The organism is Vogesella alkaliphila (genome assembly GCF_014652475.1).
Lineage (GTDB): Bacteria > Pseudomonadota > Gammaproteobacteria > Burkholderiales > Chromobacteriaceae > Vogesella > Vogesella alkaliphila.
In genome coordinates this window covers 97,896-124,462 of sequence record NZ_BMYW01000009.1, presented here as the reverse complement: position 1 = coordinate 124,462, position 26,567 = coordinate 97,896, and the positions used below count along the sequence as shown (strand labels likewise).

Sequence of the window (26,567 nt, the reverse complement as noted above, 5' to 3'; positions counted from 1 at the left end):
CCGCTCAGGCCCGCGCCGGTCGCTGGCTGAACAGCTGCACCGCCAGCACGCTGGCCAGCACCGTCACCATGCCGGTCAGCGTCCAGCCGTGCAGGCGCTGCCCCAGCGCCACCCAGCCCAGGATCACCGCCGCCAGCGGGCTGAGCAGGCCCAGCGCCGACACCGCCACCGGCGGCAGCAGGCGCAGGCCGCGGAACCACAGGCCGTAGGCCAGCAAGGCGCCCACCAGCGACAGGTAGGCGTAGCCCGCCACGTTGGCCGCAGACAGCGCCGGCAGCGGCGGGTCCAGCCACAGCGCCGCCGGCAGCAGCATCAGGCCGCCCAGCGCCAGCTGCCAGCCGGTCAGCGCCAGCAAGGGCAGGCTGCTGCCCCAGCGCCGCGCCAGGTACATGCCCAGCGCCATCACCACCGCGCCGCCGCCGGCGGCCAGCACGCCCAAGCCGTCCCACTGCGCGTTACCGGCATTCAGCAGTACCGCCATGCCGGCCATGCCGCCACAGGCGGCCAGCAACACCAGCGGCCGCGGCGTCTGCCGCTCCAGCCCCCACAGCAAGCCCATCATCAGCAGCGGCTGGATCGCGCCCAGCACCGCGGCGATGCCGCCGGGCAGGCGGTAGGCGGCGACAAACAGCAGCGCCTGGAAGGCGCCGATGTTCAGCAGCGACAGCAGCAGCAGCCGTGGCCACTCCCCGCGCTGCGGCAGGTGGCGCGTCCACAGCAACAGCAACAGGCCGGCCGGCAGCACGCGCAGCACGCCGGCGGTCAGCGGCAGGCCGGGCGGCAGCCATTGCGTGGTCACCAGATAAGTCGAGCCCCAGATCAGCGGCACCACGGCCGTCAGCAGGGTGTCGCGCCACAGGCGGGAAGCGGTCGTCACGGATTTATCTCCCATTCAAGATATAATCAGCGTATCGCCAATTTATCTTCAATTCAAGATATTTATCTTGAACCCGAGCTATCTGGAGCCGGCATGGACATCCCTAACCCCCCCGACGCCGTGGACGCCATCCGCGCGCAGTGGCAGCGCGAGCGGCCCGACCTCGACACCCGCGACATGGCGCTGATCGGCCGCCTGGCCCGCTGTGCCGGCCAGCTGCAAAAGCGGCTCAACGACACCTTCGGCCGGTACGGCATCAGCAACTGGGAGTTCGACGTGCTGGCCACGCTGCGCCGCAGCGGCGCGCCGTACTGCCTGGCGCCCACCGCGCTGTTTTCCAGCCTGATGCTGTCCTCCGGCACCATGACCCGCCAGCTGCAACTGCTGACCGAGCGCGGGCTGGTGGAACGGCTGCCCAACCCGGCCGACGCGCGCAGCCTGCTGGTGCGGCTGACCCCGGACGGGCTGGCGCTGGTCGAGGCGGCGCTGGACGCCCACGTCGCCAATATGGCGGCCATCCTCGCGCCGCTGCCGGCCGAACCCCATGCCGCGCTCGACGCCGGCCTGCGCCAGCTGCTGGCGGTGCTGGAAGCCCCCGCGAGCTGAGCAGGCGTGCGGCCGTGCGGCCCGTTCCATGCGCCAAAAACGATGCGGCCAACCTTGTCCAAGGTTGGCCGCATCGTTTTGTCATAAATCCATTCAGCCCAGCCAGCGCTTCCCGTATCCTGTACGTCTGTTTCATAACCGACTGCTCCAGGACCCTGCCGAATGAACCCACTCGCCATGCTGGCGGCGCTGATGTCCGCCCTGCTGTTACCCGCCGCCGCACACGCCGCCCTCTCCACACCCCCCGCCCAGAGCGCCGAGCAGATCGCCGCCGAACAGGGCGATGCCAATGCCCAGTTCCGGCTGGGTGTCCGCTACGAAAAGGGCTCCGGCGTGCCACAGGATTTTGCCAAGGCGGCGACGTGGTATCGCCAGGCCGCCATGCAAGGGATGCCCGAGGCGCAAAACAACCTAGCCGTGCTGTATCTGAACGGCCAGGGCGTAAACCAGAACGATGCCGAGGCCCTCGCGTGGTTCCGCAAGGCGGCGGCACAGGATCTGGCCGAGGCGCAACTAAACCTTGGCGCGATGCTGATGAATGGCCAAGGCACTCCCAAAAATGACGACGAGGCGGTTGTCTGGACCCGCAAGGCGGCGGCACAGGGTCAGCTCATGGCCGACTACAACCTTGCCATAATGATGCGGGAAGGTCGGGGACTTCCGCAGGATGACGCCGCAGCCGTGGCCTTGTTCCGCAAGGTTGCCGAGCAGGGAGTCGCCATAGCGCAGAGTGATCTTGGTCTCATGTACAAGCTCGGGCGAGGGGTAGCGCAGGATTACCAGCTTGCGCTGAGCTGGTTGCGCAAAGCGGTAGCGCAGAAATCGGCGATGGCACAAGCCATCCTCGGCGTGCTGTACCTGGAAGGCAAGGGTGTAGCCCAAGACTATAACGAAGCCGTGGTCTGGTTCCGCCTGGCTGCAGAGCAGGGACTGGCGCCAGCGCAGAACGACCTGGGGATAATGCTGCAGAACGGCCGTGGCATCGCACAGAACGACACGGACGCCGCGTTCTGGTTTCGCAAGGCCGCCGAGCAGGGCTATGCCCGCGCGCAGTACAATCTGGCATTTATGTACGACGCTGGCCGGGGGCTCGCGCAAGATCATGCCGAGGCGGTGAGGTGGTATCTCAAAGCGGCGAAACAGGATTTTCCGCAGGCACAATATGCGTTGGGCACCATGTTTCAGAACGGCTCTGGCACGGCTCAAAATGACAAGGAAGCTGTCCTCTGGTTTCGCAAGGCGGCCGAGCAAGGTCACGCCTTTGCCCAGACCAGTCTGGCCCGGATGTACCGGGAGGGTCGGGGGACGAAAAGCGACCTTCGCGCCGCCGCTTACTGGTTCCAGAAAGCGGCAGACGCGGGTGATACCTTTGCCGGACAAGAGCTCAAAGCGCTGTTCGAAAACGATTTCGGCCTGAGCCAGGATGACATCCTGGCTGCCGCACAACTGCGGCAGGCGGCGTCACAAGGCGATGCGGTCGCCCAGCGCAAGATCGGGCTGAAGTATGACGCCGGCGAGGGTATGCCATCGAGTACCGACCGGGCCGTCGTCTGGTATCGCAAGGCGGCGCTGCAGGGTGACCAGATTGCCCAGTACCACCTCGGCGTGATGTACGAGCAGGGTTGGGGTGTGCTGCGCGACTTGCAACAGGCGCGGCACTGGTACGGCAAGGCCGCGGAACAGGGCGACGCCCGCGCCCAGAACGCGCTGGCAGATATCTACAACAATGCCCGCGGAGTCGCCGTCGATTCAGCGGTTGCGGCGACCTGGTACCGCAAGGCCGCCGAACAGGGCCTGCCCCAAGCGCAGTTCAATCTCGGCCGCATGTACGAGAAGGCCTGGGGAGTCGAGCAGGACGTGGCCCAGGCCCTGGCCTGGTACCGGAAAGCTGCCGACAAGGGCGTGCCGGACGCCCAGTACCGGCTGGGCCTGTTTTACCAGGACGGTATCGGGGTAGAGAAGGACGCAGCGCTGGCACAGGACTGGTTCCGCAAGGCGGCGGAGCAGGGACTAATCGAAGCCAAAGCCAAGCTGGAATAAGCCCCTGCCTTGCAGCAACCGTTGCGGCCAACCTTACCCAAGGTTGGCCGCATCTTTTTGTCATAAATCCATTCAGCCCAGCCAGCGCTTCCCGTATCCTGTATGCCTGTTTCACAGCCAACTGCTTCAGGATCCTGCCGAATGAAACCCCTCGCCACGCTGGCGGCGCTGATGTCCGCCCTGCTGTTACCCGCCGCCGCGCACGCCACCCTCACCACGCCCCCCACCCAGAGCACCGAACAGATCGCCGAGCAGCTCGTGGCCGAACGGGGCAACGCCAGAGCCCAGTTCAATATCGCGTGGCGCTATCAGCAGGGCGACGGGGTGGCGCAAGACTTTGCCCAAGCCGTGATGTGGTATCGCAAGGCCGCCGAGCAGGGCCTGGCGGAAGCCCAGTTCAACCTCGCCCAGCTCTATCTCTCCGGACAGGGGACAGCACAGGATACCGCTGCCGCTTTCGCCCTGCTGCGCAAGGCCGCCAAACAAGGCGCCACCAAAGCGATGGGCACTCTCGGCATCCAGCTGCTGCAGCACCACGAAGAGCCGCAAGGTTATACCGAGGCTTTTGACTGGCTCCAGAAGGGCGCACGACAAGGAGACGCCGACTGCCAGTACTACCTGGGCTATGTGTACCAACACGGGCTGGGCATCAAGGATCCGGCCCAGGCGCTGGCGTGGTATCGCAAGGCCGCCGAGCAGGGCCAGGCGCAAGCGCAGAATGAGCTAGGCTCCGCATACCAGTATGGACAACTGGTGGCCATGGATTTTGCCGAAGCCGAGCGCTGGTACAGCAAAGCCGCGGCACAAGGCCATCCGGAGGCAAAACTCAATCTGCACTACCTATTCCTCGGTTCCAATGGCCTCAGCAGGGAAACCATCCTGGCCGCCCATCAGTACCGGCAGGCGGCACAGCAAGGCGATGCCAACGCCCAGTATCTGACGGGCCTGATGCACGAGTCGGGCAAGGGTTTGCCAAGCGATATCCATCAGGCGGCCGGGTGGTATCGCAAGGCAGCGGAACAGGGTATGGCAGCCGCCCAATACAAACTGGGCCTGCAGTACAAAAACGGCCAGGGCGTCACCCAGAGTTTCAGCGACGCGGCGGCATGGTTGCACAAGGCCGCCGAACAGGGTTTGGCCACGGCACAGGACAGCCTCGGCGCGATGTACCAGTACGGCCTGGGCGTGGACCAGAATGCCACCGAGGCCGTGACGTGGTACCGCAAGGCCGCCGAGCAAGGGCTGGCATCGGCGCAGACCCATCTGGGCGAAATGCTGCAGCATGGCCGCGGGGTCGACATGGATTTCGCCGCCGCCGAAAGCTGGTTCCTCAAGGCCGCGGAGCAAGGCGATGCCGATGCCAAATGGCGCCTGAACGGCCTGTTCGAGAACAACGTAGGCCTCAGCCGGCAGGATCTGCTGACGGCAAGCCGGCAACAGCAGGCCGCGCAAACAGGGGAGGCCAGGGCGCAACGCCTGCTGGGGCAGTTCTACGAGAGCGGCAAGGGTCGACCGCGCGATGATGCCCAGGCCGCGGCCTGGTACCGCAAGGCCGCGGAGCAGGGCGACCGCGTCGCCCGCAACAATCTGGGCAAACTCTACGCCGAAGGGCGCGGCGTCCCCTACGACTGGTCCCGGGCCGTGCACTGGTACCGGCTGGCGGCCGGGCAGGGCTATGCGCCGGCGCAGAACAATCTGGGCAATATGTATCGCTACGGGCAGGGCGTTGCCATGAATGCGGAACAGGCGGTGCAGTGGTACCGCAAGGCGGCGGCACAGGGGTCGAGCGACGCGCAGTTCAACCTGGCAACGATGTTGCTGAACGGTCAGGGCGTGCCACGGGATGAACGCGAGGCCGACATCTGGTTTGACAAGGCAGCAAGGCGTACCAACTAAAACGCCGGCCTGAACCAGCCTGCCCAATGCGGCCAACCTTGTCCAAGGTTGGCCGCATCGTTTTTGGGCGTCTGCCGGTTTACTGGTTGGCGCGCACCCAGCGGTGCCAGTGGCCGAACAGCTCCGGGTCCAGCGCCGCGATGGCCGAGCGCTTCCACAGCGTGTCCGTCCAGTAGTCATCGGTATTGAGGCTGGCGATGCGGCCGCCGGCCTCCTCCAGGATCACCGCGCCGGCGGCGTAGTCCCACAGCCGCTGGCCGCCGTGCAGGTACAGGTCGTAGCGGCCGGCGGCGAGGAAGCACCAGTCCAGCGTGCTTGATCCCATGCTGCGCTGGCTGCCGAACGGCGCCACGCTGTTCATGCGCGCCGCCAGCTTGCCGGAGCGCAGGTACTTGATCTCCACCGCAGCGATGGCGTCGCCCATGCTGTTGCGCGTGGTCTTCAGCGGCAGGCGGTTGCCGTTGAGGTAGGCGCCCTTGCCGCGGCGCGCGTAGAACATCTCGTCGGCCACCGGGTTGTAGATCACGCCCAGCTCGCTGACGCCGTTCACCATCAGCGCCACCGAGATGGCGAAGTAGGGCAGGCCGTTGACGAAGTTGGTGGTGCCGTCGATGGGATCGACCACCCACAGCCCGTCCGGATTGGCCGCCCACAGCGCGTCCTGCTCCTCGCGCGTCATTTCCTCGCCCAGCACCGGGTGCGGCAGGATCTGCGGCAGGTCGCGCTGCAGCGCCTGCTGGCAGCCAAGATCGGCCTCGGTAAACAGCGAACCGTCGTCCTTGCGCGTCTTGCCGACGCGCAGAAAGCGCGGCATGACCTCGGTCTGGGCCACGTTACGGACGGTACGGATGACCTCGTCGACCACCTGCATGCACTTCTCCCGGGCGTCCGCCGGCAAGCGGACGGGTTAAACGGTTGGCGGGCCGGCGGGCCCGCACCTCAAGCCGTCCCCGCGGGGACTGGTTGAAAACAGTGGTTGTTGCAATTGCAGCAAAACAAGCAAAATACCGCCATCACCACAGACTTTCAACACACCATGCCCAGGTTTTTTGTTGCCACGCCCCTCGCCGGCCTGCGTTCGCTGTCCCTTCCCGACCACGTCGTGCGCCATGTGCAGGTGTTGCGGCTGAAGGAGGGCGACACCATCACCCTGTTCGACGGCCGCGGCGGCGAGTACCAGGCCACGCTCACCGCCATCGCCAAGCGCGACGCCGACTGCGACATCGACCGCTTCGACGACAGCAGCCGCGAGTCGCCGCTGTGGCTGGGGCTGGCGCAGGCGATCTCCAGCGGCGACCGCATGGAGTTCACGCTGCAGAAGGGGGTGGAGATGGGCGTCAGCGTGTTCCAGCCGCTGATGACCGAGCGCAGCATCGTCAAGCTGGCCGGCGACCGCGCCGACAAGCGCCTGGCGCGCTGGCAGGAGATCATCGTCTCCGCCTGCGAGCAGTGCGGGCGCAATACCATCCCCGAGGTGCTGCCCATCCTGACGCTGAAGCAGTGGCTGGCGGCGAAGCCGGACGGCGACGCGCACCTGGTGCTGTCGCCGCTGGGCACGCAGCGGCTGGCCGACATCGCCACCGCGCCGTCGCGCGCGTGGCTGATGGCGGGGCCGGAGGGCGGGCTGTCGGCGGCGGAAGAGACGGCGGCGATCGACGGCGGCTGGACGCCGCTCAAGCTCGGCCCGCGCATCCTGCGCACCGAGACCGCGGCGCTGGCGGCGGCGGCGGCGATGCAGACGGTGTGGGGCGACTACGGCGCCTGAGCGCGCCCGGCCGTTAGAGCGTTGCGGCCAACCTTGGCCGCATGACCCTCGCCGGACTCCCGGTCAAACAAAAAACGGTGGCTGCATGCCACCGTTTTTCGTGCCCGCGCGGGAACCGCTCAGTGTCCGCTGCGGCGGTAGATCAGGCGGCGGTCGAACAGCGCCTCGTACTGGCCGAGGCGGAACTGGCCCTCTTCCGGCACCGCGCGGTCGTAGTGGTAGCGCAGGCCCTGGTATTCGATCCACGCCACGATGGGCAGGCCCAGATAGCTGCCCACCGTTTCCGGCGACTTGGTCACCTCGTGCTCGGCCAGCAGCAGGCCGACGCGCTCCTGCGTGGTCACCACGTCCTGCTGCTCGTCGCCGACCACCGTCGCCAGCGGTTTCAGCGGGATGCCGCGGCGGCGCAGCTGGCGCGCGTGCCACTGCATCAGCCAGCGCACCATCAGCGTCGGCAACAGCACCGGGTGCACCTGCTTGCTGTCGTCGAACATGCACTTCACTTCGAAGCGGCTGCCGCACTGCGGGCATTCGGCGCGGGCCAGGATGAACACGCGGTCGACCACCATCAGCGCCACGCCGTGCATGGCCGCGGACTTGACCAGCTTCTTGCAGTGCGGGCAGTGCTTGGCAAAGCTGCTGACCTTGACGCCGCTGGGGAAGACCTGCGGCAGGAATCGATCTAGTCGATCGGGCTTGAGCATACTCGTCACGCTCCGGTGAATCAGGTAAAGCGCAATTATAACGCCGCGACGCGCAGCTGCTGCGTCAGACTGTGCGCCTCGCCGGCGGCCAGCACCCGCGCGTCGGCGCCGGCATTGGCCGCCTCCAGGCACAGGAAGTGCTGCCAGCCGTCGGCGGGCAGGTCGGCAAGGTGGGCCGCGCCCTGCTGCCACGGTGTCCACACGACGGTGCTGGCGCTGCCGCTGCTCGCGAGCTGCAGCCGGCGCTGCCAGCCGGCATCGTCCAGCTGCAGCGGCGCGGCCGTGGCCAGCACCGCGTCGGTGGCCGCCTGCGGCGTCCAGTCGCCGTCCGGCCAGGTCTTGAAGCGGCCGTCGAGCTTGTCGTGGTAGGGCGCCTGCGCCAGGCCCAGCAGGCGCAGCCGGCGGATGTCGCTGACCGCGACATAGCTGTGCAGCGCCTGGCTCAGCGGCTGCGGCGTCTTGCCGAGGTTGCGCGTGGTCAGCGTCAGCGACAGCTGCTGCGGGGCCAGTTGCAGCGTCAGCGACGCCTGCAGCTCGCCCTCGCGCGGGCCGTTGAGGCTGACATGGAAGCCGTCGTCGCTGCGCGCCACCGCGTTCAGCGTCCACAGCGCGGTGCGCGCCACGCCGTGCTGCGGGCGGCTGTCGTCGCTCGGGTGGGGGCCGAACCACGGCCAGCACAGCGGGATGCCGCCGCGGATCGCCTTGCCCGGCTGCAGCCGCGCCTGCGGCGACAGGTACAGCAGCGGCTGGCCGCCGGCGGGGATGAAATCGAGCAGCTGGCCGCCGTACAGGCTGAGCACGGCGCTGAAGTCCGGGTGGCTGAAGGCGAGGCCGGGCATGCCGGGGGCCAGTTCGATGGCACGCACGCCGGCGGGCAGCAGGTCGGGATGGACAGGGTGGGTCATGATGACATCCTTGCAGGCGTAGTAGCGGGGTGACGGCTACAATGCAACAGTTTCTGCCGGCTTGCCAAGCACCCCATGCCGCCGGCGTTCCGTGTTCCAACCCAATAAGGAGTGATGCCGTGAATTCACGCTGGATCGACATTCAAACCGCACAAGGCGAAACCTTCTCCGGTTACCTGACGCTGCCGCCAACCGGTAGCGGCCCCGGCATCGTGCTGGTGCAGGAGATCTGGGGCGTCAACGAACACATCCGCGCCGTGGCCGAGCAGTACGCGCTGGACGGCTACGTGGTGCTGGCGCCGGACGTGTTCTGGCGCCTGAGCCCGCGCGTGGACCTGGCCTACGACGACGCCGGCACGCAGCAGGCCTTCGGCTACTACCAGCGGGTGGATACCGCGCTGGCGGCGGCCGACGTGGCGGCGGCGGTGGCCACGCTGCGCGCCCTGCCGCAAGTCAGCGGCAAGGTGGCGACGCTGGGCTTCTGCCTCGGCGGCCAGCTGGCCTACCGCGCCGCGGCGCTGAGCCGGGCCGACGCCGCGGTGTGCTACTACGGCGGCGGCATCCAGCAGCACCTGAACGTGGCCGCCGACATCACCATGCCCATCCTGTTCCACTACGCGGCGCAGGACGCCCACATCAGCCAGGACATGGTGGCGCAGGTGAAACAGGCCTTTGCCGGCAAGCCGAACGCGCAGTTCCACGACTACGCCGGCGTCGACCACGGCTTCAACTGCTGGGGCCGGCCGATGTACGACCAGCGCGCCGCGGCGCTGGCGCACGGCCGCAGCCTGCAGTTCCTGGCCGACGCGCTGGGCTGAGTGGGCGCACAGGGTTGGCCGCGCGCTTGCGGCCAACCCTGACGCCTGTTGACCGACTTTCCCTTACAATGCCGGCATGAACACGCCCAAACCCGCCTCCAAGCCGCACTATCTGCGCATCCGCGATTTCATTCTAGACGGTATCAAGAGCCGCAGCTTCGCCCCCGGCGCCAAGATCCCGCCCGAGGTCGAGCTGGCGAAGCAGTTCGGCGTGTCGCGCATGACCGTCAACAAGGCGATCCGCGATCTGGCCGAGGCCGGCGTGCTGCTGCGCTACGCCGGCGACGGCACCTACGTCGCCGAGCGCAAGGCGGAATCGCCGCTGCTGGACGTCAACAACATCGCCGAGGAGATCGCCAGCCGCGGCCACGCCTACCGCGCCGAGGTGCACTTCGTGCGCGAGGAGGCCGCCAGCGAGGAGGTGGCGCTGCGGCTGGCGCTGGGCGTCGGCATGCCGGTGTTCCACTCGCTGATCGTGCACTTCGAGGACGACACCCCGATCCAGCTCGAGGACCGCTACATCAACCCGCAGTGGGCGCCGGACTACCTGGCGCAGCAGTTCCAGCGCGAGACGCCGAACGCCTACCTGATGCGCACCTGCCCGCTGACCGACGTCGAGCACACCGTCGAGGCGGTGCTGCCGGACGCCGAGGCGCAGGGCCTGCTGGGGCTGCAGGCTAGCGAACCCTGCCTGCGCGTGCTGCGCCGCACCTGGTCCGGCAAGCACCTGGTCAGCTTCGCGCGGCTGCTGCATCCCGGTGCCGGCTACAAGCTGCGCTCGCAGACGCGGGTACGCAAATAGTAAATGTATATACATTTACGCAACACCCGGGAAAAGGCCACGCCAGCGCGTGGCCTTTTGTTTTTATTGGCTTTTTTGCCGCTTCCATCGCCGCAGGCGGCGCGCGGCGCCGTGCTTCCCGTCGCAGAAAAATCTTGACGTCCGCCTTGCGATCAACTAAATGTATATACAATTAATCGCAAAACAGCGGACCGACCATGAGCCAGCACCAAGACACCCTGTGGATCAACGCCCGTCTCGCCACCTGTGACGCGGCCAACCTTGCGCCCTACGGCGCGCTGGACGGCCACGCGCTGTGGCTGCGTGGCGGCGTGATCCACGCCGTGCTGCCGCAAGGCGAGGCGCTGGCCGCCTTCGGCGACGGCGACGTGATCGACGCCAAGGGCGCCTGGATCACCCCCGGCTTCATCGACTGCCACACCCACCTGGTGTACGGCGGCAACCGCGCCGCGGAATGGGAAAAGCGCCTCACCGGCGTGCCCTACCAGCAGATCGCGGCCGAGGGCGGCGGCATCATCTCTACCGTGCGCGCCACCCGCAGCCTGGACGAGGACGAACTGGCGCTCACCAGCCTGCCGCGCCTGAAGGCGCTGATGAAGGAAGGCGTGACCACCGTCGAGATGAAGTCCGGCTACGGCCTGACGCTGCAGGACGAACTGAAGCAGCTGCGCGCCGCGCGCCGGCTAGAAGCCGCGCTGCCGGTGGAGGTGGCCACCACCCTGCTGTCCGCCCACGCGCTGCCGCCGGAATTCGCCGGTGACGCCGACGGCTACATCCGCCACGTGTGCGAGGTGATCATCCCCGCCGCCGCGCAGGAAGGGCTGGCCGAGGCGGTGGACGTGTTCTGCGAAGGCGTGGGCTTCTCGCCGGCGCAGACCCGCCGGGTATTCGAAGCGGCGCAGGCGCATGGTTTGAAAGTGAAGGGCCACGTCGAGCAGCTGTCCAACCTGCACGGCGCCGCGCTGGTGGCCGAATTCGGCGGCCTGTCCGCCGACCACATCGAATACCTGGACGACGCCGGCGTCGCCGCACTGGCCGAGTCCGGCACCGTGGCGGTGCTGCTGCCCGGCGCCTACTACTTCCTGCGCGAAACGCAGAAACCGCCGGTGGACAAGCTGCGCGCGGCCGGTGTGGCCATGGCGGTGTCCACCGACCTGAACCCGGGCACCAGCCCGTTCGCCTCCATCCGGCTGGCCATGAACCAGGCCTGCGTGCTGTTCGGCCTGACGCCGGAAGAAGCGCTGCTGGGCACCACCCGCCACGCGGCGCAGGCACTGGGCCGCGCCGCCACCCACGGCCAGCTGGCTGCCGGCCATGTCGCCGACCTGCTGCTGTGGGACATCGACCATCCTGCCGAGATCGTGTACGGCCTCGGCACCAATCCGCTCACCCGCCGCGTGTTCCGCGGCGTGGTGCAGCACGAGGGTTAATAGCATGACTATCGACATGAGCATGTGGACCGGCCGCATCGACGCCGCCGAAGGCGACGCCGCCCGCCGCTGGCACCAGGTGGTGCAGCCGCTGGCCGCCGGCGCCGCCCCCGGCATCGCCATCCTCGGCTTCGCCTGTGACGAAGGCGTGCGCCGCAACCAGGGCCGCACCGGTGCCGTCGCCGGCCCGCTGGCCTTGCGCAAGGCCTTGGCCAATCTGGCCTACCACCCGACGCTGCCGCTGTACGACGCCGGCACCATCGGCTGCGACGACGGCGACCTCGACGCCGCGCACAAAAGGTTGGCCGCACGCGTCAGCGCCATCGTCTACGCCGGCCACCTGCCGCTGGTGCTGGGCGGCGGCCACGAGACCGCCTTCGGCCACTGGCTCGGCCTTGCCGACGCGCACCAGGACAAGCGTATCGGCGTCGTGAACTTCGACGCCCACTTCGACCTGCGCACCGCCGACGAAGCCACCAGCGGCACGCCGTTCGCGCAGATCGCCGCCGAGTGCGCGAAACGCGGCCAGCACTTCCGCTACCTGTGCCTGGGCGTGGCCGAAACCGCCAACACCCGCGCGCTGTTCGAATCCGCGGCCAACCTCGGCGCCGAATGGCGGCTGGACACCGACATGACCGCCTGGCAGCTGGCCGACGCCCGCCACCAGCTGGCCGAGTTCATCGACAGCGTGGACGCGGTGTACCTGACCATCGACCTCGACGTGTTGCCGGCGGCGCAGATGCCGGCGGTGTCGGCCCCGGCCGGCTACGGCGTCGACATCAGCGTGGTGGAAGCGCTGGTCGGCAAGATCGCCAAGAGCGGCAAGCTGGTCGGTGCCGATCTGGTGGAATTCAACCCCAATTTTGACCAGGACAGCCACGGCGCCAAGGCCGCCGCGCGACTGGCATGGTCGATCACGCGCCAGTTGCGGCGCTGAACGGATCACCGCCGCCGGATGGAAGGCCGGTGCGGACCCAAGCAGTGAACAACACCTGACAAACGCACAACCCAAACTAGGAGCCACTCCCATGACTGACCCGCGTTTTGACGCCACCCGCGTAATCCGCGCCCCGCGCGGCACCGAACTGAACTGCAAGAACTGGATCGCCGAAGCGGCCTACCGCATGATCCAGAACAACCTCGACCCGGACGTGGCGGAAAATCCGCAGGCGCTGGTGGTGTACGGTGGCATCGGCCGTGCCGCGCGCAACTGGGAGTGCTACGACCAGATTCTGGCCAGCCTGAAAGACCTGAACGAAGACGAAACCCTGCTGGTGCAGTCCGGCAAACCGGTCGGCGTGTTCAAGACCCACGCCAACGCCCCGCGCGTGCTGCTGGCCAACTCCAACCTGGTGCCGAAATGGGCGAACTGGGACCACTTCAACGAGCTGGACCGCAAGGGCCTGTTCATGTACGGCCAGATGACCGCCGGCAGCTGGATCTACATCGGCTCGCAGGGCATCGTGCAAGGCACCTTTGAAACGTTTGTCGAAGCCGGCCGCCAGCACTACAACAACGACCTGTCGGGCAAGTGGATCCTCACCGCCGGCCTCGGCGGCATGGGTGGCGCCCAGCCACTGGCCGCGACCCTGGCCGGTGCCTGCTCGCTGAACATCGAATGCCAGCAGAGCAGCATCGACTTCCGCCTGCGTACCCGCTACGTGGACAAGCAGGCGCGCGACATCGATCACGCGCTGGAACTGATCAAGGAACACACCTCCCGCAAGGAGGCCGTGTCCATCGCGCTCTTGGGCAACGCCGCCGAGATCCTGCCGGAGCTGGTGAAACGCGCCAAGGCTGGCAGCATCAAGCCGGATCTGGTGACCGACCAGACCTCCGCCCACGACCTGATCAACGGCTACCTGCCGATCGGCTGGACGGTGGAACAGTGGAAAGACGCGCAGACCAAGCCGGAACTGCACGCCCGCCTGACCGACGAAGCGGCACAGAGCTGCGCGGTGCACGTACAGGCGATGCTGGACTTCCAGGCCATGGGCATCCCGACCGTGGACTACGGCAACAACATCCGCCAGGTTGCGTTCGACAAGGGCGTGAAGAACGCCTTCGACTTCCCGGGCTTCGTGCCGGCCTACATCCGTCCGCTGTTCTGCGAAGGCAAGGGCCCGTTCCGCTGGGTGGCACTGTCCGGCGACCCGGAAGACATCTACAAGACCGACGCCAAGATCAAGGAACTGTTCCCGGACAACAAGCACACCCACCGCTGGCTGGACATGGCGCGCGAGCGCATCAGCTTCCAGGGTCTGCCGGCACGCATCTGCTGGCTCGGCCTCGGCGAGCGCCACCTGGCCGGCCTGGCCTTCAACGAGATGGTGAAGAACGGCGAGCTGAAGGCCCCGATCGTGATCGGCCGCGACCACCTGGACACCGGTTCGGTCGCCAGCCCGAACCGCGAAACCGAAGCCATGAAGGACGGCACCGACGCCGTCTCCGACTGGCCGCTCTTGAACGCGCTGCTGAACACCGCCGGCGGCGCCAGCTGGGTATCGCTGCACCACGGTGGCGGCGTGGGCATGGGCTACTCGCAGCACTCCGGCATGGTGATCGTGGCTGACGGCACCGACGCCGCCGCCGAGCGCCTGGCCCGCGTGCTGGTGAACGACTGCGGCTCCGGCGTGATGCGCCACGCCGACGCCGGCTACGAGCAGGCGATTGCCGCCGCCAAGCGCTTCGGCCTCAAGCTGCCGATGATCAAGTAAATCCGCGTGCGGCCAACCTGCAAGGTTGGCCGCAGCACCGAAACATCTGTCGCGGCCAACGTGTGGCCGCGCAAAAGGAAAGACCATCATGACCACCATCACCATCACCCCAGGCAAGCTGACACTGGCCCAACTGCGCCAGATCGCCCGTGATTCCTCCGTGCAACTGGCACTGGACCCGGCCGCCCACGCCGCCATCGACGCCTCCGCCGCCACCGTGGCGCGCGTGCTGGCCGAGAACCGCACCGTATACGGCATCAACACCGGTTTCGGCCTGCTGGCCAACACCAAGATCGCCCCGGACGAGCTGGAGCTGCTGCAGCGCTCCATCGTGCTGTCGCACGCCGCCGGCATCGGCGAGCCGATGAAGGATTCCACCGTGCGCCTGGTCATGGCGCTGAAGATCAACTCGCTGTCGCGCGGCTTCTCCGGCATCCGCCGCCTGGTGCTGGACGCGATGATCACCCTGTTCAACAAGGGCATCTACCCGGTGATCCCGCAGAAGGGTTCCGTGGGCGCCTCCGGCGACCTGGCGCCGCTGTCGCACATGAGCGCGGTGCTGATCGGCGAAGGCGAAGCCTTCGTGAACGGTGAGCGCGTGCACGGCGCCGAAGCGATGCGCGCCGCCGGCCTGGAGCCGATCACCCTGGCACCGAAGGAAGGCCTCGCGCTGCTGAACGGCACCCAGGCGTCCACCGCCTTCGCGCTGGAAGGCATGTTCGCCGCCGAAGACCTGTACGTCGCCGCCTCCGTGGCCGGCGCCATGTCGGTGGAAGCCGCCCAGGGCAGCCGCACCCCGTTCGACGACCGCATCCACCAGGTGCGCGGCCACCAGGGCCAGATCGACGCCGCCGCGCAGTACCGCGCGCTGCTGGGCGACAGCTCCGAGATCGCCCGTTCGCACGAAAACTGCGGCAAGGTGCAGGACCCGTACTCCCTGCGCTGCCAGCCGCAGGTGATGGGCGCCTGCCTGACCCAGATCCGCCAGGCATCGGAAGTGCTGCTGGTGGAAGCCAACTCGGTTTCCGACAACCCGCTGGTGTTCGCCGCCGACAACGACATCCTGTCCGGCGGCAACTTCCACGCCGAGCCGGTCGCTTTCGCCGCCGACAACCTGGCGCTGGCGATTGCCGAAATCGGCTCGCTGTCCGAACGCCGCATGGCGCTGTTGATCGACAGCAACCTGTCCAAGCTGCCGCCGTTCCTGGTGAACAACGGCGGGGTGAACTCCGGCTTCATGATCGCCCAGGTCACCGGCGCGGCACTGGCCTCCGAGAACAAGTCGCTGGCGCACCCGGCCTCCGTGGACAGCCTGCCGACCTCCGCCAACCAGGAAGACCACGTGTCCATGGCCACCTTCGCCGGCCGCCGCCTGCGCGACATGGCCGACAACACCGCCGGCATCCTGGCCGTGGAGCTGCTGGCCGCCTGCCAGGGCGTGGACTTCCGCGCCCCGAACAAGGCCGCCGAGACGCTGGAAGCCGCCAAGGCCACGCTGCGCGCCGAGGTGCCGTTCTACGACAAGGACCGCTACTTCGCGCCGGACATCCAGAAGGCCTGCGCGCTGATCCAGCGTGCCGAGTACAACCGCTACGCCATCGACGGGCTGCTGCCGTCGCTGTAAGGGTGGGGTGAGCTTGCGGCCAAGGTTGGCCGCAGCGTGATGTGAACAAGGGCAAGCCTGATGAGGGCTTGCCCTTTTGTCATGGGCGCGAAGTATGATGTGTGGGTTGGTAGATTGCTGCTGAGCGCAGCGGAGTCCAAGCCGATGTGCTAACAGCTCGAAACTCAGACAGATCGGCGTCTTAAAACCTGAAGCACACCATTTTTTTCGGCTCGCGCCAACAGCGCTGTGACGACTCGCCAAGGTTGTGCCATGGAAAGTATTGGTAATGGATAAATGACAAATTACCGTATTTATCCAAGTAATTTTTCTTGAAATTACTAGCGTAGGATCACAATGGAAATTGTAACAATAGTGCTAGCCAGAGATGCTCTATGGCAGGAGCTGAATTTCCTGATTGGACATTTCAGAGATAAAGAAATACTGAAGTGTGAAGTACTATTCTGATATTCATGGGGGATATATTACTATGATGGTCAGCCATGGAAAGAAGAAGAAATTGACCTACTATCGCTTATAGACTTGATTCACAAGACGGAACGAAGTGGACTAGGAACTTTTGGAGAGAGTGATTTGGTCATTTCCTTGCCAGGAATTAAATTTAATTTCTGCCATGAGGGCGACATTCATATTGAATTTGAAAATGGCAGTTCTGATGCACTAGTCTTCCTAGATAGGTGGAAAAACTCCGGCTACCTTCAATAGCATTGTAGCTTGGCTTGAGCGCAACACGGCAAGTCGAGTTTCGAGGTTGGCGCTGAGCACAGCGAAGCCCAACCTATCGGGCTGATTTGGGCACCAAAGCCTATGCCAATCGATAAAAGTACAATTAACCCTGGGGGTTATTGATATGAATTTAAATATAAGAGCAACTGAGACGCTACAGAATGGTGAGGTGGTTATCTCTGGTTCTTCAAGTGACCTTGTTGAGCTTGGTCGGTGGCTTGTAAGGGGTGCGAGTGGAGAAGTGATTGCGCTCATACAGCCTGATGGGATTTATAAAATAAATTTGAAGGAAATTAAATTTATTTTCGATCATGTCGCTGTGAATAAAAAAATAAAGCTGTCTATTTTGGATGATGCTTTGATTGTAGCGGTTGGACTAGTGGTAGCTAGAACTCTTGGTGAGGTTCTGCAGGATTTTTTTGATGAACCCGTTGAGCACCTGACTCACTTTCATTTGGACTCCTTTGATGATTTTTATATGGAGAAATGTTCTACAACGTTTACTTTCTTATATCATTAAAAATGAAGGTGAGTTTTTTTCGGAATCATGTAGCAAACGTACAAAGTCAGAAGCCCGCAAAATAGCGGGCTTTGTGCATTTAATCAGGGGCGAAATCCATCGAAGTGAGCACATCCTCAGCACAGTAGGTTGGGCGGAACCTGCGAAGCCCAACCTTCATCACACAGCAACAACAAAGGTTGGCCGCAAGCCGTCACAGGTTTGCGGCCAACCTTGTTTTTGTCTGGGGTATCCGCTGCGCGGATGTTTTTATCTGCCGCTTTCCGCGCGGCGGCGGCTCCCTTTCTTTTGCTTCGCCAAAAAGAAAGCAAGCAAAGAAAAGGCGACCCGAAGGCGCCGAAATTCCCGCAAAAACGGTCACCAGCCCGGCGCCGCCCATACGCTTCGCTCAAAAGAGGGCGGCTTGTTTCCGGGCTGGCGGCCGTTTTTACGGCCGGCACCAACGGGAGCGGGGCGCGCCGGTTCGGTGCCGGCTGACGGTTGAAATGGCTTGCGGCCAACCTTTTTTGGGCCGTTGAACAGCTGCCGTCAGGCATGACAACGGCTCCCGCGGGAGCCGTTGCTTGTGGTGTGCCGTGCCGGCAACGTGTCAGTGCGCGGCTTGTTCATCCTTGAACATCTGGCGCAATTGCTCGCGCAGTTCCGCGGTGTCCGGATAGCCGTGTACCGTTACCGCATGCTGTACGGCGGCGGCGAGCAGTTCGTCTTCACTGTCGGCGGCAATCGAGACGGTGCATTGTGGTGGGCTGCCGCTGTGTTCGCGGCAGTCGATGAGTTTCCTGGCCATGATCTATCCTTCGCCCCCTCGGGACGTGTCCGCCAGCCACTGGCGGCACCCCGGCTGCAGAGATGGTTTTCTTCTTGTTGGTAACTAAGTTATAGCAGTTGCCCCTGCCAGCGCAGTGTGTCCGCGGCAAGCGGCCAACCCCAGTCGTCCGGGCAAAAACAACGCCAGCGTCGGGACGCTGGCGTTGTCGTTTGCGGCGCTGGCCGTCAGGCGGCCGGGCGGGTTCAGGCCGGTTTCAGCTCGCCGGTCTGCAGCTCGGCCAGGTCCTGCTGGAATTGCTGGTAGCTGGCCGGCGAGAAGCGTACCGCCAGCACCAGCATGCCCAGGCTGGCGATGCTCATCAGCAGCCAGATGTAGGACAGGTCGTTGAACACGTCGCGCAGGCTGCCGGCGGTCAGCGGCACCAGACTGGCGATGATGAAGCCGCCGCCCTGGACGAAGGCGGTGAAGTTGCCGGCCAGCGTCGGGTCTTTCAGGTGATCCATGGCCACGATGATGGACAGCGGGAACAGGATGCCGATGCCGACGCCCAGCAGCGACACGGCAAAGTAGGGGGCCAGCAGTGGCGCCACGATCAGCAGCAGGAAGCCGGCCGCGACCAGCAGCAGCGAGGTCACCAGCAGGCTGCGACGGTCGGGGAAGCGGCCGATGGCGAACGACAGCCACAGCGCGGTCAGCGCCTCGACGACGGTCAGCACCGACAGCAGCAGGCCGGCGGTCGCCTTGCCCAGGCCGAGGCCGATGTAGAACGGCGAGATCCACGCCATCGCCAGCATGAAGGCACCGGTGCCGATGCCGAAGAACAGCAGCAGCGACCAGCAGCGGCCGATGCGCCAGAACGGCACGCTGCGCGCCGCGGCCTGCACGCTGCTGCGGCCCTCGTGCTGGCTGCCGTGCGAGGCCAGCAGCCAGAACACGGTCGCCAGCGCCGCCGGCAGCGACCAGCCGGCCAGGGTGGACAGCCAGCCCAGCTGGTCCTCCAGCCACGAGGCGGTGCCGGAGCCGATGGCGGCGCCGGCGACGATGCCGGTGGAGTAGAGGGCGATCACGCTGCTGGTGCGGGCGCCGAAATTGCGCTTGATGAAGCCCGGCAGCAGCGCCTGGATCACGGCGATGCCCAGCCCCACCAGCGCGGCGCTGAGGAACAGGCCGTTGCGGTCGTCCGCCCACAGCCGCATCAGGCAGGCGACGGCTATGAGGGCACTGCCGGCGGTGATGCCGCCGCGCTCGCCCAGCGCCTGGCGGATGCGCGCGGCGTAGATGGCGCCCAGGCCCATCATCAGCACCGGGATGGTGGTCAGCAGGCTGATGCCGACCGACTTGACGCCGGCGTCTTGGCTGATGGACTGGATCAACGGGCCGATGGCGGCGATGGCCGGCCGCAGGTTAAGCGACAGCAGCAGGATGGCCAGCAGCAGCAGGATGCCTGCCGGCTTGGTGTGTTGAGTCATGACAATTCCTGTTTGAACGGTGGGTGAAGCGCCCGGCGGCACGGGGCCGCCGGGCGGGGTGAATCAATAGCGGTAATCCGGACGGCGCAGCAGCTCGGCCATGCGCGGCACGATCAGCGGCTGGTAGACCTGCTGCTGCCACTGCGCCGGCGCGATCGGCTGCAGATCGATCGACACCGCCCCGTCGGGGCACGACAGCTCCTGTTGCAGTAGCTGAACCAGCGATTGCTGAACGCGCTCCAGCGCGGCGGCGGAGAGCTCGGTCTGGAAGTAGTGGACGACGACATGCGGCATGGGTGCGCTCCTCAAGCCAGCACGGCGGCTTGCATCGCGGCAATGCCTTCCGCTTTCAGCACCGCGTAGTGGCCGACGTCCAGGTCGTGCCAGCGGATGCGCAGCCCGGCCTGCTCGCCGTCGGCGATGAAGGACGGTCCGTCGCCGCGAGCCCGCCACACCGAGATCGGGCAACGCAAGGGCTTGTCGGCCAGTGCGATCTGGTAGTCCGGTGAGTAGGTCACGGCCACGACATTGACAATGGCGTCGATCAGGGTGCGGTCGATCGCGGGGAATTTCTCCGCCGCAAACCGGATGAAGGCCGCACGGCTGTCGACACGCAGCAGGCAGTCCGCGTTCAGGGCCGGGTCGATGTCGTGGGCGAAGACCGACAGCAGAATGGTCAGGAACGCCGGGTTGGCGAACAGCTCGCGCTCGTCGCGGCTGACCGGCTCGGCATGGGGCAGTCGTGGCGAGCCCGGCGCCAGCAACACCAGCTGGCTGACGGTTTCACCTTGCTGTTCCAGCTGGTAGGCCACCTCGTACGCGACCCGGGCACCGAAGGAGTAGCCCCACAGCGTGTAGGGACCCTGCGGCTGCAGGCTGCGCAGCAGCTGCACGTCTTCGCGCGCCATCGCCTCGATGCTGTCGAAGGCGGTTTCGCCGGCATTGATGCCGCGAGACTGGATGCCATAGAAACGGCGCTCGCCGGCCACGGCCTCGCCCAGCAGGCGCAGGTTCATCGGGTAGCCGCCCAGTCCCGGCCAGCAGAAGGTCGCGAGGGGGCCGTCACGCCCGGCCAGGGCAACGGCGCGGCTGGCGGTTTGCATGTCGCCGCCACTGACCGCCTGCGCCAGTTTCTCGATGGTCGGCGCGCTGAAGAGCAGCTGGATCGGCACCTTGGCCGCAAACTGGCGGTTGATGGCACGGGCAATGGCCACCGCCTGGATCGAGTTGCCGCCCAGGGCGAAGAAGTCGTCCGTGACCGAGACCTCTTCCAGCTGCAGGATGTGGCACCAGATCTGGCTGATCGCCTGCTCTGTCGCGGTGCGGGCGGCGACATGGGGCTGCTCCTGATCGGCCAGCTGGAAATCGGCACACTGCTTCAGCGCCTGCACATCCACCTTGCCCGAGGCGGTGTGCGGCATCTGGTTGATGATGGCAATGCGCCCGGGAACCATGTAGTCCGGCAGGCTGTTGAGCAGGTCGGCGCGAATCAGCTCGGCCGGGCCTTTCATGTGCACCGCGTCTTCATCCATGCCCATATGGCGGATCTGGTCCGCACTGACCTTGCCGAACAGGCAGAAGTAGCTTGGGCCGGACTCGCGGCCGGCATCGCCGACAATGTCGTTCAGACGCAAGGCGGTGGCGAGGTTGTTGCCGCTCTTGGAGCTGTAGCCGGAGGACATGGTGCCCAGGCCCAGGCGGTTCATCTGCACCCGCTGCAGGCTGCGGCCCAGGTCGAGGTATTGCCGCCACGACTCCCGGCTCTGGCTGACGAAGGAGAGGCCGCCACTGGCGCGCTGGTAGACCTGCTGGTTGATGGCAATGACGTGGCGCTGCTCGATCAGGTGGCCGGAGACCTTGTCCAGCCGGCCCTGCCGGTACAGGTAGTTGCCGTCGGCCAGATCGTGGATCCGCCCTTGCTGGGCCTGGACGTAGATGTCGACGGCCAGGTCGTCAATGCGCTCGGCCAGCGCGACGATGTCGTAACTGCCGAGGTAGTCGTGCTCCTCCGGGCAATCCAGCCGGGCCAGCACCTCCGGCGTATGCCGGCCCTGGCCAATAGCGTAGCCGTAGGCCGGCAGGACATGGTCCAGCATGCCCAGGATGTGGCCGCTTTCCATTTCCAGCACTTCCAGGATGTTGTTCTTGTAGACCTCGCGCACGGCAGGGATCTTGCCGACAAAGTGCAGCCGCAGGCGGGGTTCGGTCGCACTGCTGACGGCCAGCAGGTACAGGCGATGCTGCAGCGGGTGGTAGTAGTAGTATCCGGCGGGCAGGCCGGCGACCTGGTTCAGCTCGATATACACCTGGGTGGCGTACAGCGCACCGGGCGAGGCGTAGCCGAACTTGGGCAATAGCCGCTCTTCGCTGCTGAATTGCCCCAGATAGCGCAGCATTTCACCCAGCTTGCTCGCGTCCAGATCCGCCAGCCTGGCCGATGGCGCCGCTTCAGGCTGCGCCGCCAGCAGCTGCAGGATGTCGGTCGCGGCCACCGGGCCGCCGTGGAAAAAACGGTAGGTCTTGCGGGCGAACACGCGTTCGCGCTGGGCGACGGTTTCCTGCAGGCCCTGCAGCGCGATCTGCTGCCTGCCCGCCAGGCTGGCGTCGCTGCGGAAACCGCGTCCGGACAGCTGGGCCTTGATCTGGTGCCGGCTGGCCTTGGTCTGGTGATGCGACTCGGCCGCCCCCTGATCCATCAGCTTGGCTTCGTTCGGGTTCAGCTCCACCGCACCGATCAGCTGGGCCTGACCGCTGCGGGCATTTTCCTTGATGAAAACGGCGGCCGATTTCACCCAGTCATGGTTTTCGATGGCGAGACGGATTTCATCCAGCTCGATACGGTAGCCGCGGAACTTGACCTGATTGTCGGTGCGGCCGACAAAGTGCAGCACGCCGTCCGGATCGGCCCTGACCAGGTCGCCGGTGCGGTACATCCTTAGCGGCGGGGACGCGGGATCCAGCTGCAGCGTAGGGAATTTCTCCTCGGTCTGCTCGGCGCGGAACAGGTAGCCATTTGCCAGCTGGGCACCGCCGATGAACAGCTCGCCGGTCTGCCCGGATGCCACCGGTGCCAGCTGCGGGTCCAGCACCTGGCAATGCAGCCCGGCCACCGGCAGGCCGATCGGCGCGATCTCCCATTCCTGGCCCAGGCTGCGCTGGTCGATGCGGTAGTGCGTGGCGTTGATGGTGCATTCGGTCGGCCCGTACAGGTTGACCAGCCTGCAGTCCGGCAGGGTATGCAGCAGCTTTCTGGCCAGCTTGCGCGACAACCCCTCGCCACCGCTGAACAGGCTGTGCAGGGTGTCGCAATCGGCGTAGGCGGGCAGCTCGCTCAAGGCTTGCAGCAGGGTCGGTACACCTTGCAACGTGGTGATGCCGTGTTGCTGGATCTGGCGGACCATCGCTTCCGGGTCACGGTAGACGCCCGGCAGCCCCATGACCACGCGGGCACCGCAGCACATGCCCAGCAGCTCCCACTGCGCGGCATCGAAGCTGACCGGTGTTTTCTGCAGGATGCGGTGGCCGGGCAGCAGATAGCCTTCGTGCGTGAGCCAGGCCAGTTGATTGGCAATGGCCTGCTGCGAGATGGCCACGCCTTTGGGCTTGCCCGTGGTGCCGGAGGTGTAGATCACGTAGGCCAGGTCTTCGCCATCCTGTTCGAGCAGCTCGGTCAGCACCTGGTCGACCTCGGTGATGCTTGCCGGGGCAACCTCATCGATGTTGAACAGGCTGACGCCCGGCAACAGCACGCCCGCCAGACGCTCGCGGCTGCGATTGTTGGTGAGCACCAGCTTGACCCTGGCATCGCCCACCATATAGCTCAGGCGGTCTTGCGGATAGTCGGTCGCCAGCGGCAGATACGCCGCCCCGGCAAACAGGATGCCCCACGTTGCCAGCGCCAGATCGGCGGAGGCATCGATAAACAGGCCGAGGCAGTCGTTATAGCTCACCCCTCTGGCGCGCAGCGCCGCCGCGATGCCGACCGCGTGCAGCAGGGTGGTTTCGTAGCTGTATTCGTTTTCCTGGTCGGCAATCGCAATTTCGTTTTTCCGGCTGTGCACCTGGGCCAGCAACATGGCGGGCAGGGTGCGCAGGTACGGGCTGGTGCGGGTGTACGATGACTGGATGTGTTGCTGCAGGAAGGCCTGCAAGGTATTCATCTGGGCTGACATTTTGCTCTCTGAGTGGATGTGGGTCGGTTAGCGCGGCCAACGGGTGCCGTTAGCAACAGCTGAACAAACGGCCAAAACCATCGAACTGGTCATCGATGCCGCTCATGCGAAGCGCATGCCAGTACAGCACCGTGTTGTTGGCGATCACGGGTTTGCCGGTCCACTGCTCGGCGGTATGGGCGAAGCTGGCCATCGGCACGTTGGTGCCCACCTGCACGATCGCCTCGACGCCCGGCGCATTGGCCGCGTCCACCGCATTGCGCAGGTCCTGCAGGCTGACCTCGGCGATTCGGGAAGGGCTCTGCCCGCCCAGATTGGCCAGCGCCACCACGTCGTAGCCCTTGTCGACAAAGAACTGCGTGACTGCCTCGTTGCCAATGGCGGTATAGGGCGAGATCAGGCCGATGCGACGCAGGCCGCCCAGCCGGGCCAGGGCTTCTTCCACGGCATCGGCGCTGCAGGTGATGCCGACACCGCCGGCGGTGTCCTGCAACTGCGCCAGCATCTGCGCGTGCGCCTCTACTCCACGCCAGTAGGCATCGGGAGACACCGCCACGATGATGCGGTCCAGCTGGCAGTCCTTCAGGCTCTTGATCGCCGGCTCCGTGGCGCGGCGCATCGCCTGAATCACGCTGTTGAAACCGGGCTCGACCACCAGCGACTCGTCCACTATCACCATCCTGCCCACATGGTTGGTCACGCCGTACGGCCGCATGTCGTCCATTTCCGGCTGGGCAGAAGTATTGGTCGACGGGATGACCACGCCGACGCGCAAACGGTGACCGAGAATTTTGTTGGCATTACTCATTTTTGATCTGTTCTGTCCTTGGCAAGCGATGGAAATCGCGGACCACCCGGAAAAAAATGTCATATGGGTTGACCGCAGCCGAGCGGCATCTTACATTAACTGGAACGATCATTCCAAATTTAATTACCCATTTTGAATTTCACGGAATACCCGGTCACCAAGGACAACAACATGAACACGACAACCCCCACCATTGCCGTATTGGGCTGCGGCCTGATCGGCGCACCGGTCGCACGCAATCTGGCCAACAAGGGCTTCAAGGTAAAGGTCTGGAACCGTACGGCAGCCAAGGCGCTGGCGCTGGTGCAGGACAAGCTGCAGGCCTGTGCCAGCGTGGCCGAAGCCGTCAGCGATGCCGACTACATCGTGACGGTGCTGAAAGACGGCGACAGCGTCGCCTCCGCCATGGCCGCCGGCAGCGGGCACTTCCGGCCCGGGGCCAAATGGCTGCAGCTCAGCACGGTGGGGATAGACGCCGCCGCCAGCCTGGCGCAGCTGGCCGGCCAGCAGCAGCTGGTGTATTTCGATGCCCCGGTGCAGGGCACGCGCCAGCCGGCCGAGCAGGGCCAGCTGATCATTCTGGCCGCCGGCCCCCAGGCCGGGCGGGAGGGCGTACAAACCCTCTTCGACGCCATCGGCAAGCGCACCCTGTGGGTGGCAGACGAGGCCGGCCAGGCCAGCCGCCTGAAGCTGGCCCTGAACAACTGGGCCTTCACCCTGACCCACGGGCTGGCAGAAAGCCTGGCGCTGGCCAAGGGACTGGGGGTTGACCCGGCGCTGGTCGTCGACGTCGTCAGCAACGGGCCGATGGACTGCGCCTACTTCCAGCTCAAGAGCGCGGCCATGCTGGCAGGCAACTACACGCCAAGCTTCAGCGTGGCCAATGCGGTAAAAGACAGCAGGCTGATCCTCGACGCGGCCCGCCAGGCAGGCCTGTACGCCGAAGTGGCCGGCGCGGGGCTGCACCGCTTCGAACGCGCCCTTGCCGCCGGGCACGGCGACAAGGACATGGCCGCCAGCTTTCTGGCGCCCGACCTGCCGGCCTGAGCGCCGCGGCCGCTACGGTACGCCACGCAGGTCGGCCAGGGTGTAGACACTGTCGGCATCAAAGGTGAACTGCACGGCAAACGGCTGGATACGCCGGTGCCACTCGCTGCCGGGAACCGGCGCCAGCCACAGCTGGCCGGCATCTTGCGCCAGCTGGCAGACCTCGAACTCGGTAAAGTCAACGATGCGGCCAAAACGATGCGACAAGGCCTTGTAGCCGGCCTCCTTCGCCGAGAAGATCAGCGTGGCCATCGTGCCCGCCGCCCGGCTCGGCAGGCAGGCACGATCCGCAGCGGTGCAACAAGCCGACACGATGTCGTCCAGCTGCCCGCCGGCCGCCAGCGGCTCGCAGTCCACACCCAGCCCGTCCGGCTGCGGGCTCCATGCCGCGACCGCCGCCGCCAGGGTGGGGCTATGGGTAATGGATCCGGTAACACCAGCGGGCCACCGGGGCCGGCCGCTCGGATCACGATCCAGCACCGCCGCCGTCAGCGGCAAACCGGCCAGTGCCTGCTCGGCACACAGGCAACCGGCCAGAAAGGACAACTGCCGGGAACGCACGCAACGGGCAGGAATGGCCGGGTGCAGGCTGGCGGGCACGATATCGCCCAGCAGCGCGTCCAGCGCCGGCAAGGACAAGGCCGCGACCGAGCCGCCTGCCACCGGTAGCGGCCACGGTCGCCAGAGTGCGGCGACACGGGCGACCGCATCGTCCGGCGGAGACAGCACGTGCCGCAGTGCCGGCAGCAAGCCCGCCGGTACAACAGCGCCTGACATGATGTGATAGCCTTTCATGCTTGCAAATGCGGCACATAGTAACAGAGCGCCTGCCCGCCACCGCGACTCGTCCCCGACCGGCCGGACCGGCGCCC

Annotated in this window: 23 protein-coding genes; 13 read left to right on the top strand and 10 right to left on the bottom strand. The window is 65.8% G+C overall.

From position 1 onward, the window contains the following. Positions 1-4 precede the first annotated feature (4 nt). Positions 5-892 (bottom strand): carboxylate/amino acid/amine transporter, encoded by an 888-nt coding sequence (locus IE100_RS13355; protein ID WP_189374853.1) that lies wholly within the window; start codon positions 890-892, stop codon positions 5-7. 78 nt (positions 893-970) lie between these two features. On the opposite strand from IE100_RS13355, the gene IE100_RS13350 reads away from it, so the two are divergent. The 3 genes from IE100_RS13350 (at position 971) to IE100_RS13340 (ending at position 5,419) form a co-directional block, all read left to right on the top strand. Beyond that, a complete protein-coding gene (locus IE100_RS13350; protein ID WP_189374852.1) occupies positions 971-1,483 on the top strand; it encodes a MarR family winged helix-turn-helix transcriptional regulator in 513 nt (170 codons plus the stop codon). Between the two features lie 162 nt (positions 1,484-1,645). Further along, the gene (locus IE100_RS13345) at positions 1,646-3,523 is read left to right on the top strand and encodes a tetratricopeptide repeat protein (protein WP_189374851.1); all 1,878 of its coding nucleotides are present in this window, start codon (positions 1,646-1,648) and stop codon (positions 3,521-3,523) included. A gap of 141 nt (positions 3,524-3,664) precedes the next feature. Next, on the top strand, positions 3,665-5,419 hold the full coding sequence (locus IE100_RS13340; RefSeq protein WP_189374850.1) for a tetratricopeptide repeat protein: 1,755 nt from the start codon (positions 3,665-3,667) through the stop codon (positions 5,417-5,419). Positions 5,420-5,498: 79 nt separating this feature from the next. Here the strand turns inward: IE100_RS13340 and IE100_RS13335 are convergent, their stop codons facing one another. Further along, positions 5,499-6,284, bottom strand: coding sequence for an inositol monophosphatase family protein (locus IE100_RS13335; RefSeq protein WP_189374858.1), 786 nt, complete (start codon positions 6,282-6,284; stop codon positions 5,499-5,501). A gap of 171 nt (positions 6,285-6,455) precedes the next feature. On the opposite strand from IE100_RS13335, the gene IE100_RS13330 reads away from it, so the two are divergent. Further along, on the top strand, positions 6,456-7,184 hold the full coding sequence (locus tag IE100_RS13330; RefSeq protein WP_189374849.1) for a 16S rRNA (uracil(1498)-N(3))-methyltransferase: 729 nt from the start codon (positions 6,456-6,458) through the stop codon (positions 7,182-7,184). Positions 7,185-7,303: 119 nt separating this feature from the next. Here the strand turns inward: IE100_RS13330 and IE100_RS13325 are convergent, their stop codons facing one another. Both IE100_RS13325 and IE100_RS13320 read right to left on the bottom strand, forming a co-directional pair. After that, complete coding sequence (locus IE100_RS13325; protein ID WP_189374848.1) at positions 7,304-7,888, bottom strand: hypothetical protein; 585 nt, start codon at positions 7,886-7,888, stop codon at positions 7,304-7,306. Positions 7,889-7,923: 35 nt separating this feature from the next. Further along, positions 7,924-8,793 (bottom strand): D-hexose-6-phosphate mutarotase, encoded by an 870-nt coding sequence (locus tag IE100_RS13320; RefSeq protein WP_189374847.1) that lies wholly within the window; start codon positions 8,791-8,793, stop codon positions 7,924-7,926. 119 nt (positions 8,794-8,912) lie between these two features. Here IE100_RS13320 and IE100_RS13315 point away from each other — a divergent pair, with 119 nt between their 5' ends. The 8 genes from IE100_RS13315 to IE100_RS13280 all read left to right on the top strand — a co-directional run bounded on the left by IE100_RS13315 (position 8,913) and on the right by IE100_RS13280 (position 17,914). Continuing rightward, on the top strand, positions 8,913-9,611 hold the full coding sequence (locus IE100_RS13315) for a dienelactone hydrolase family protein (RefSeq protein WP_189374846.1): 699 nt from the start codon (positions 8,913-8,915) through the stop codon (positions 9,609-9,611). Positions 9,612-9,687: 76 nt separating this feature from the next. After that, the gene (gene hutC / locus IE100_RS13310) at positions 9,688-10,413 is read left to right on the top strand and encodes a histidine utilization transcriptional repressor HutC (RefSeq protein ID WP_189374845.1); all 726 of its coding nucleotides are present in this window, start codon (positions 9,688-9,690) and stop codon (positions 10,411-10,413) included. A 197-nt stretch (positions 10,414-10,610) separates the two neighbouring features. Beyond that, positions 10,611-11,843 (top strand): imidazolonepropionase, encoded by a 1,233-nt coding sequence (gene hutI, locus IE100_RS13305; protein ID WP_189374844.1) that lies wholly within the window; start codon positions 10,611-10,613, stop codon positions 11,841-11,843. A gap of 4 nt (positions 11,844-11,847) precedes the next feature. Further along, positions 11,848-12,780, top strand: a complete 933-nt coding sequence (hutG, locus tag IE100_RS13300) for a formimidoylglutamase (RefSeq protein ID WP_189374843.1) — start codon at positions 11,848-11,850, stop codon at positions 12,778-12,780. Between the two features lie 91 nt (positions 12,781-12,871). Then, positions 12,872-14,560, top strand: a complete 1,689-nt coding sequence (hutU, locus tag IE100_RS13295; RefSeq protein ID WP_189374842.1) for a urocanate hydratase — start codon at positions 12,872-12,874, stop codon at positions 14,558-14,560. A gap of 88 nt (positions 14,561-14,648) precedes the next feature. Beyond that, entirely contained in the window at positions 14,649-16,184 is a 1,536-nt protein-coding gene (gene hutH / locus IE100_RS13290) for a histidine ammonia-lyase (protein ID WP_189374841.1), read from the top strand. 850 nt (positions 16,185-17,034) lie between these two features. Next, positions 17,035-17,430, top strand: coding sequence for a hypothetical protein (locus IE100_RS13285; RefSeq protein WP_189374840.1), 396 nt, complete (start codon positions 17,035-17,037; stop codon positions 17,428-17,430). Beyond that, the gene (locus tag IE100_RS13280) at positions 17,378-17,914 is read left to right on the top strand and encodes a hypothetical protein (RefSeq protein ID WP_189374839.1); all 537 of its coding nucleotides are present in this window, start codon (positions 17,378-17,380) and stop codon (positions 17,912-17,914) included. Before IE100_RS13285 ends, IE100_RS13280 begins: the two co-directional genes overlap by 53 nt. A 105-nt stretch (positions 17,915-18,019) precedes the next feature. Here the strand turns inward: IE100_RS13280 and IE100_RS13275 are convergent, their stop codons facing one another. The 5 genes from IE100_RS13275 to IE100_RS13255 all read right to left on the bottom strand — a co-directional run bounded on the left by IE100_RS13275 (position 18,020) and on the right by IE100_RS13255 (position 24,648). Further along, complete coding sequence (locus IE100_RS13275; RefSeq protein WP_189374838.1) at positions 18,020-18,217, bottom strand: DUF1059 domain-containing protein; 198 nt, start codon at positions 18,215-18,217, stop codon at positions 18,020-18,022. A 224-nt stretch (positions 18,218-18,441) separates the two neighbouring features. Further along, entirely contained in the window at positions 18,442-19,668 is a 1,227-nt protein-coding gene (locus IE100_RS13270) for an MFS transporter (RefSeq protein ID WP_189374837.1), read from the bottom strand. A 63-nt stretch (positions 19,669-19,731) separates the two neighbouring features. After that, positions 19,732-19,962, bottom strand: coding sequence for a tautomerase family protein (locus tag IE100_RS13265; protein ID WP_189374836.1), 231 nt, complete (start codon positions 19,960-19,962; stop codon positions 19,732-19,734). Between the two features lie 11 nt (positions 19,963-19,973). Beyond that, the gene (locus IE100_RS13260) at positions 19,974-23,828 is read right to left on the bottom strand and encodes an amino acid adenylation domain-containing protein (protein ID WP_189374835.1); all 3,855 of its coding nucleotides are present in this window, start codon (positions 23,826-23,828) and stop codon (positions 19,974-19,976) included. Between the two features lie 61 nt (positions 23,829-23,889). Further along, positions 23,890-24,648, bottom strand: coding sequence for a maleate cis-trans isomerase family protein (locus tag IE100_RS13255; protein ID WP_189374834.1), 759 nt, complete (start codon positions 24,646-24,648; stop codon positions 23,890-23,892). A 171-nt stretch (positions 24,649-24,819) separates the two neighbouring features. Between IE100_RS13255 and IE100_RS13250 the strand changes: the two genes are divergently transcribed. Next, positions 24,820-25,695 carry an NAD(P)-dependent oxidoreductase gene (locus tag IE100_RS13250; RefSeq protein ID WP_189374833.1) on the top strand — a complete coding sequence of 292 codons (876 nt, stop codon included), beginning with the start codon at positions 24,820-24,822 and terminating at the stop codon, positions 25,693-25,695. 12 nt (positions 25,696-25,707) lie between these two features. Here the strand turns inward: IE100_RS13250 and IE100_RS13245 are convergent, their stop codons facing one another. Further along, positions 25,708-26,472 carry a 4'-phosphopantetheinyl transferase family protein gene (locus IE100_RS13245; RefSeq protein WP_189374832.1) on the bottom strand — a complete coding sequence of 255 codons (765 nt, stop codon included), beginning with the start codon at positions 26,470-26,472 and terminating at the stop codon, positions 25,708-25,710. Positions 26,473-26,567 lie beyond the last annotated feature (95 nt).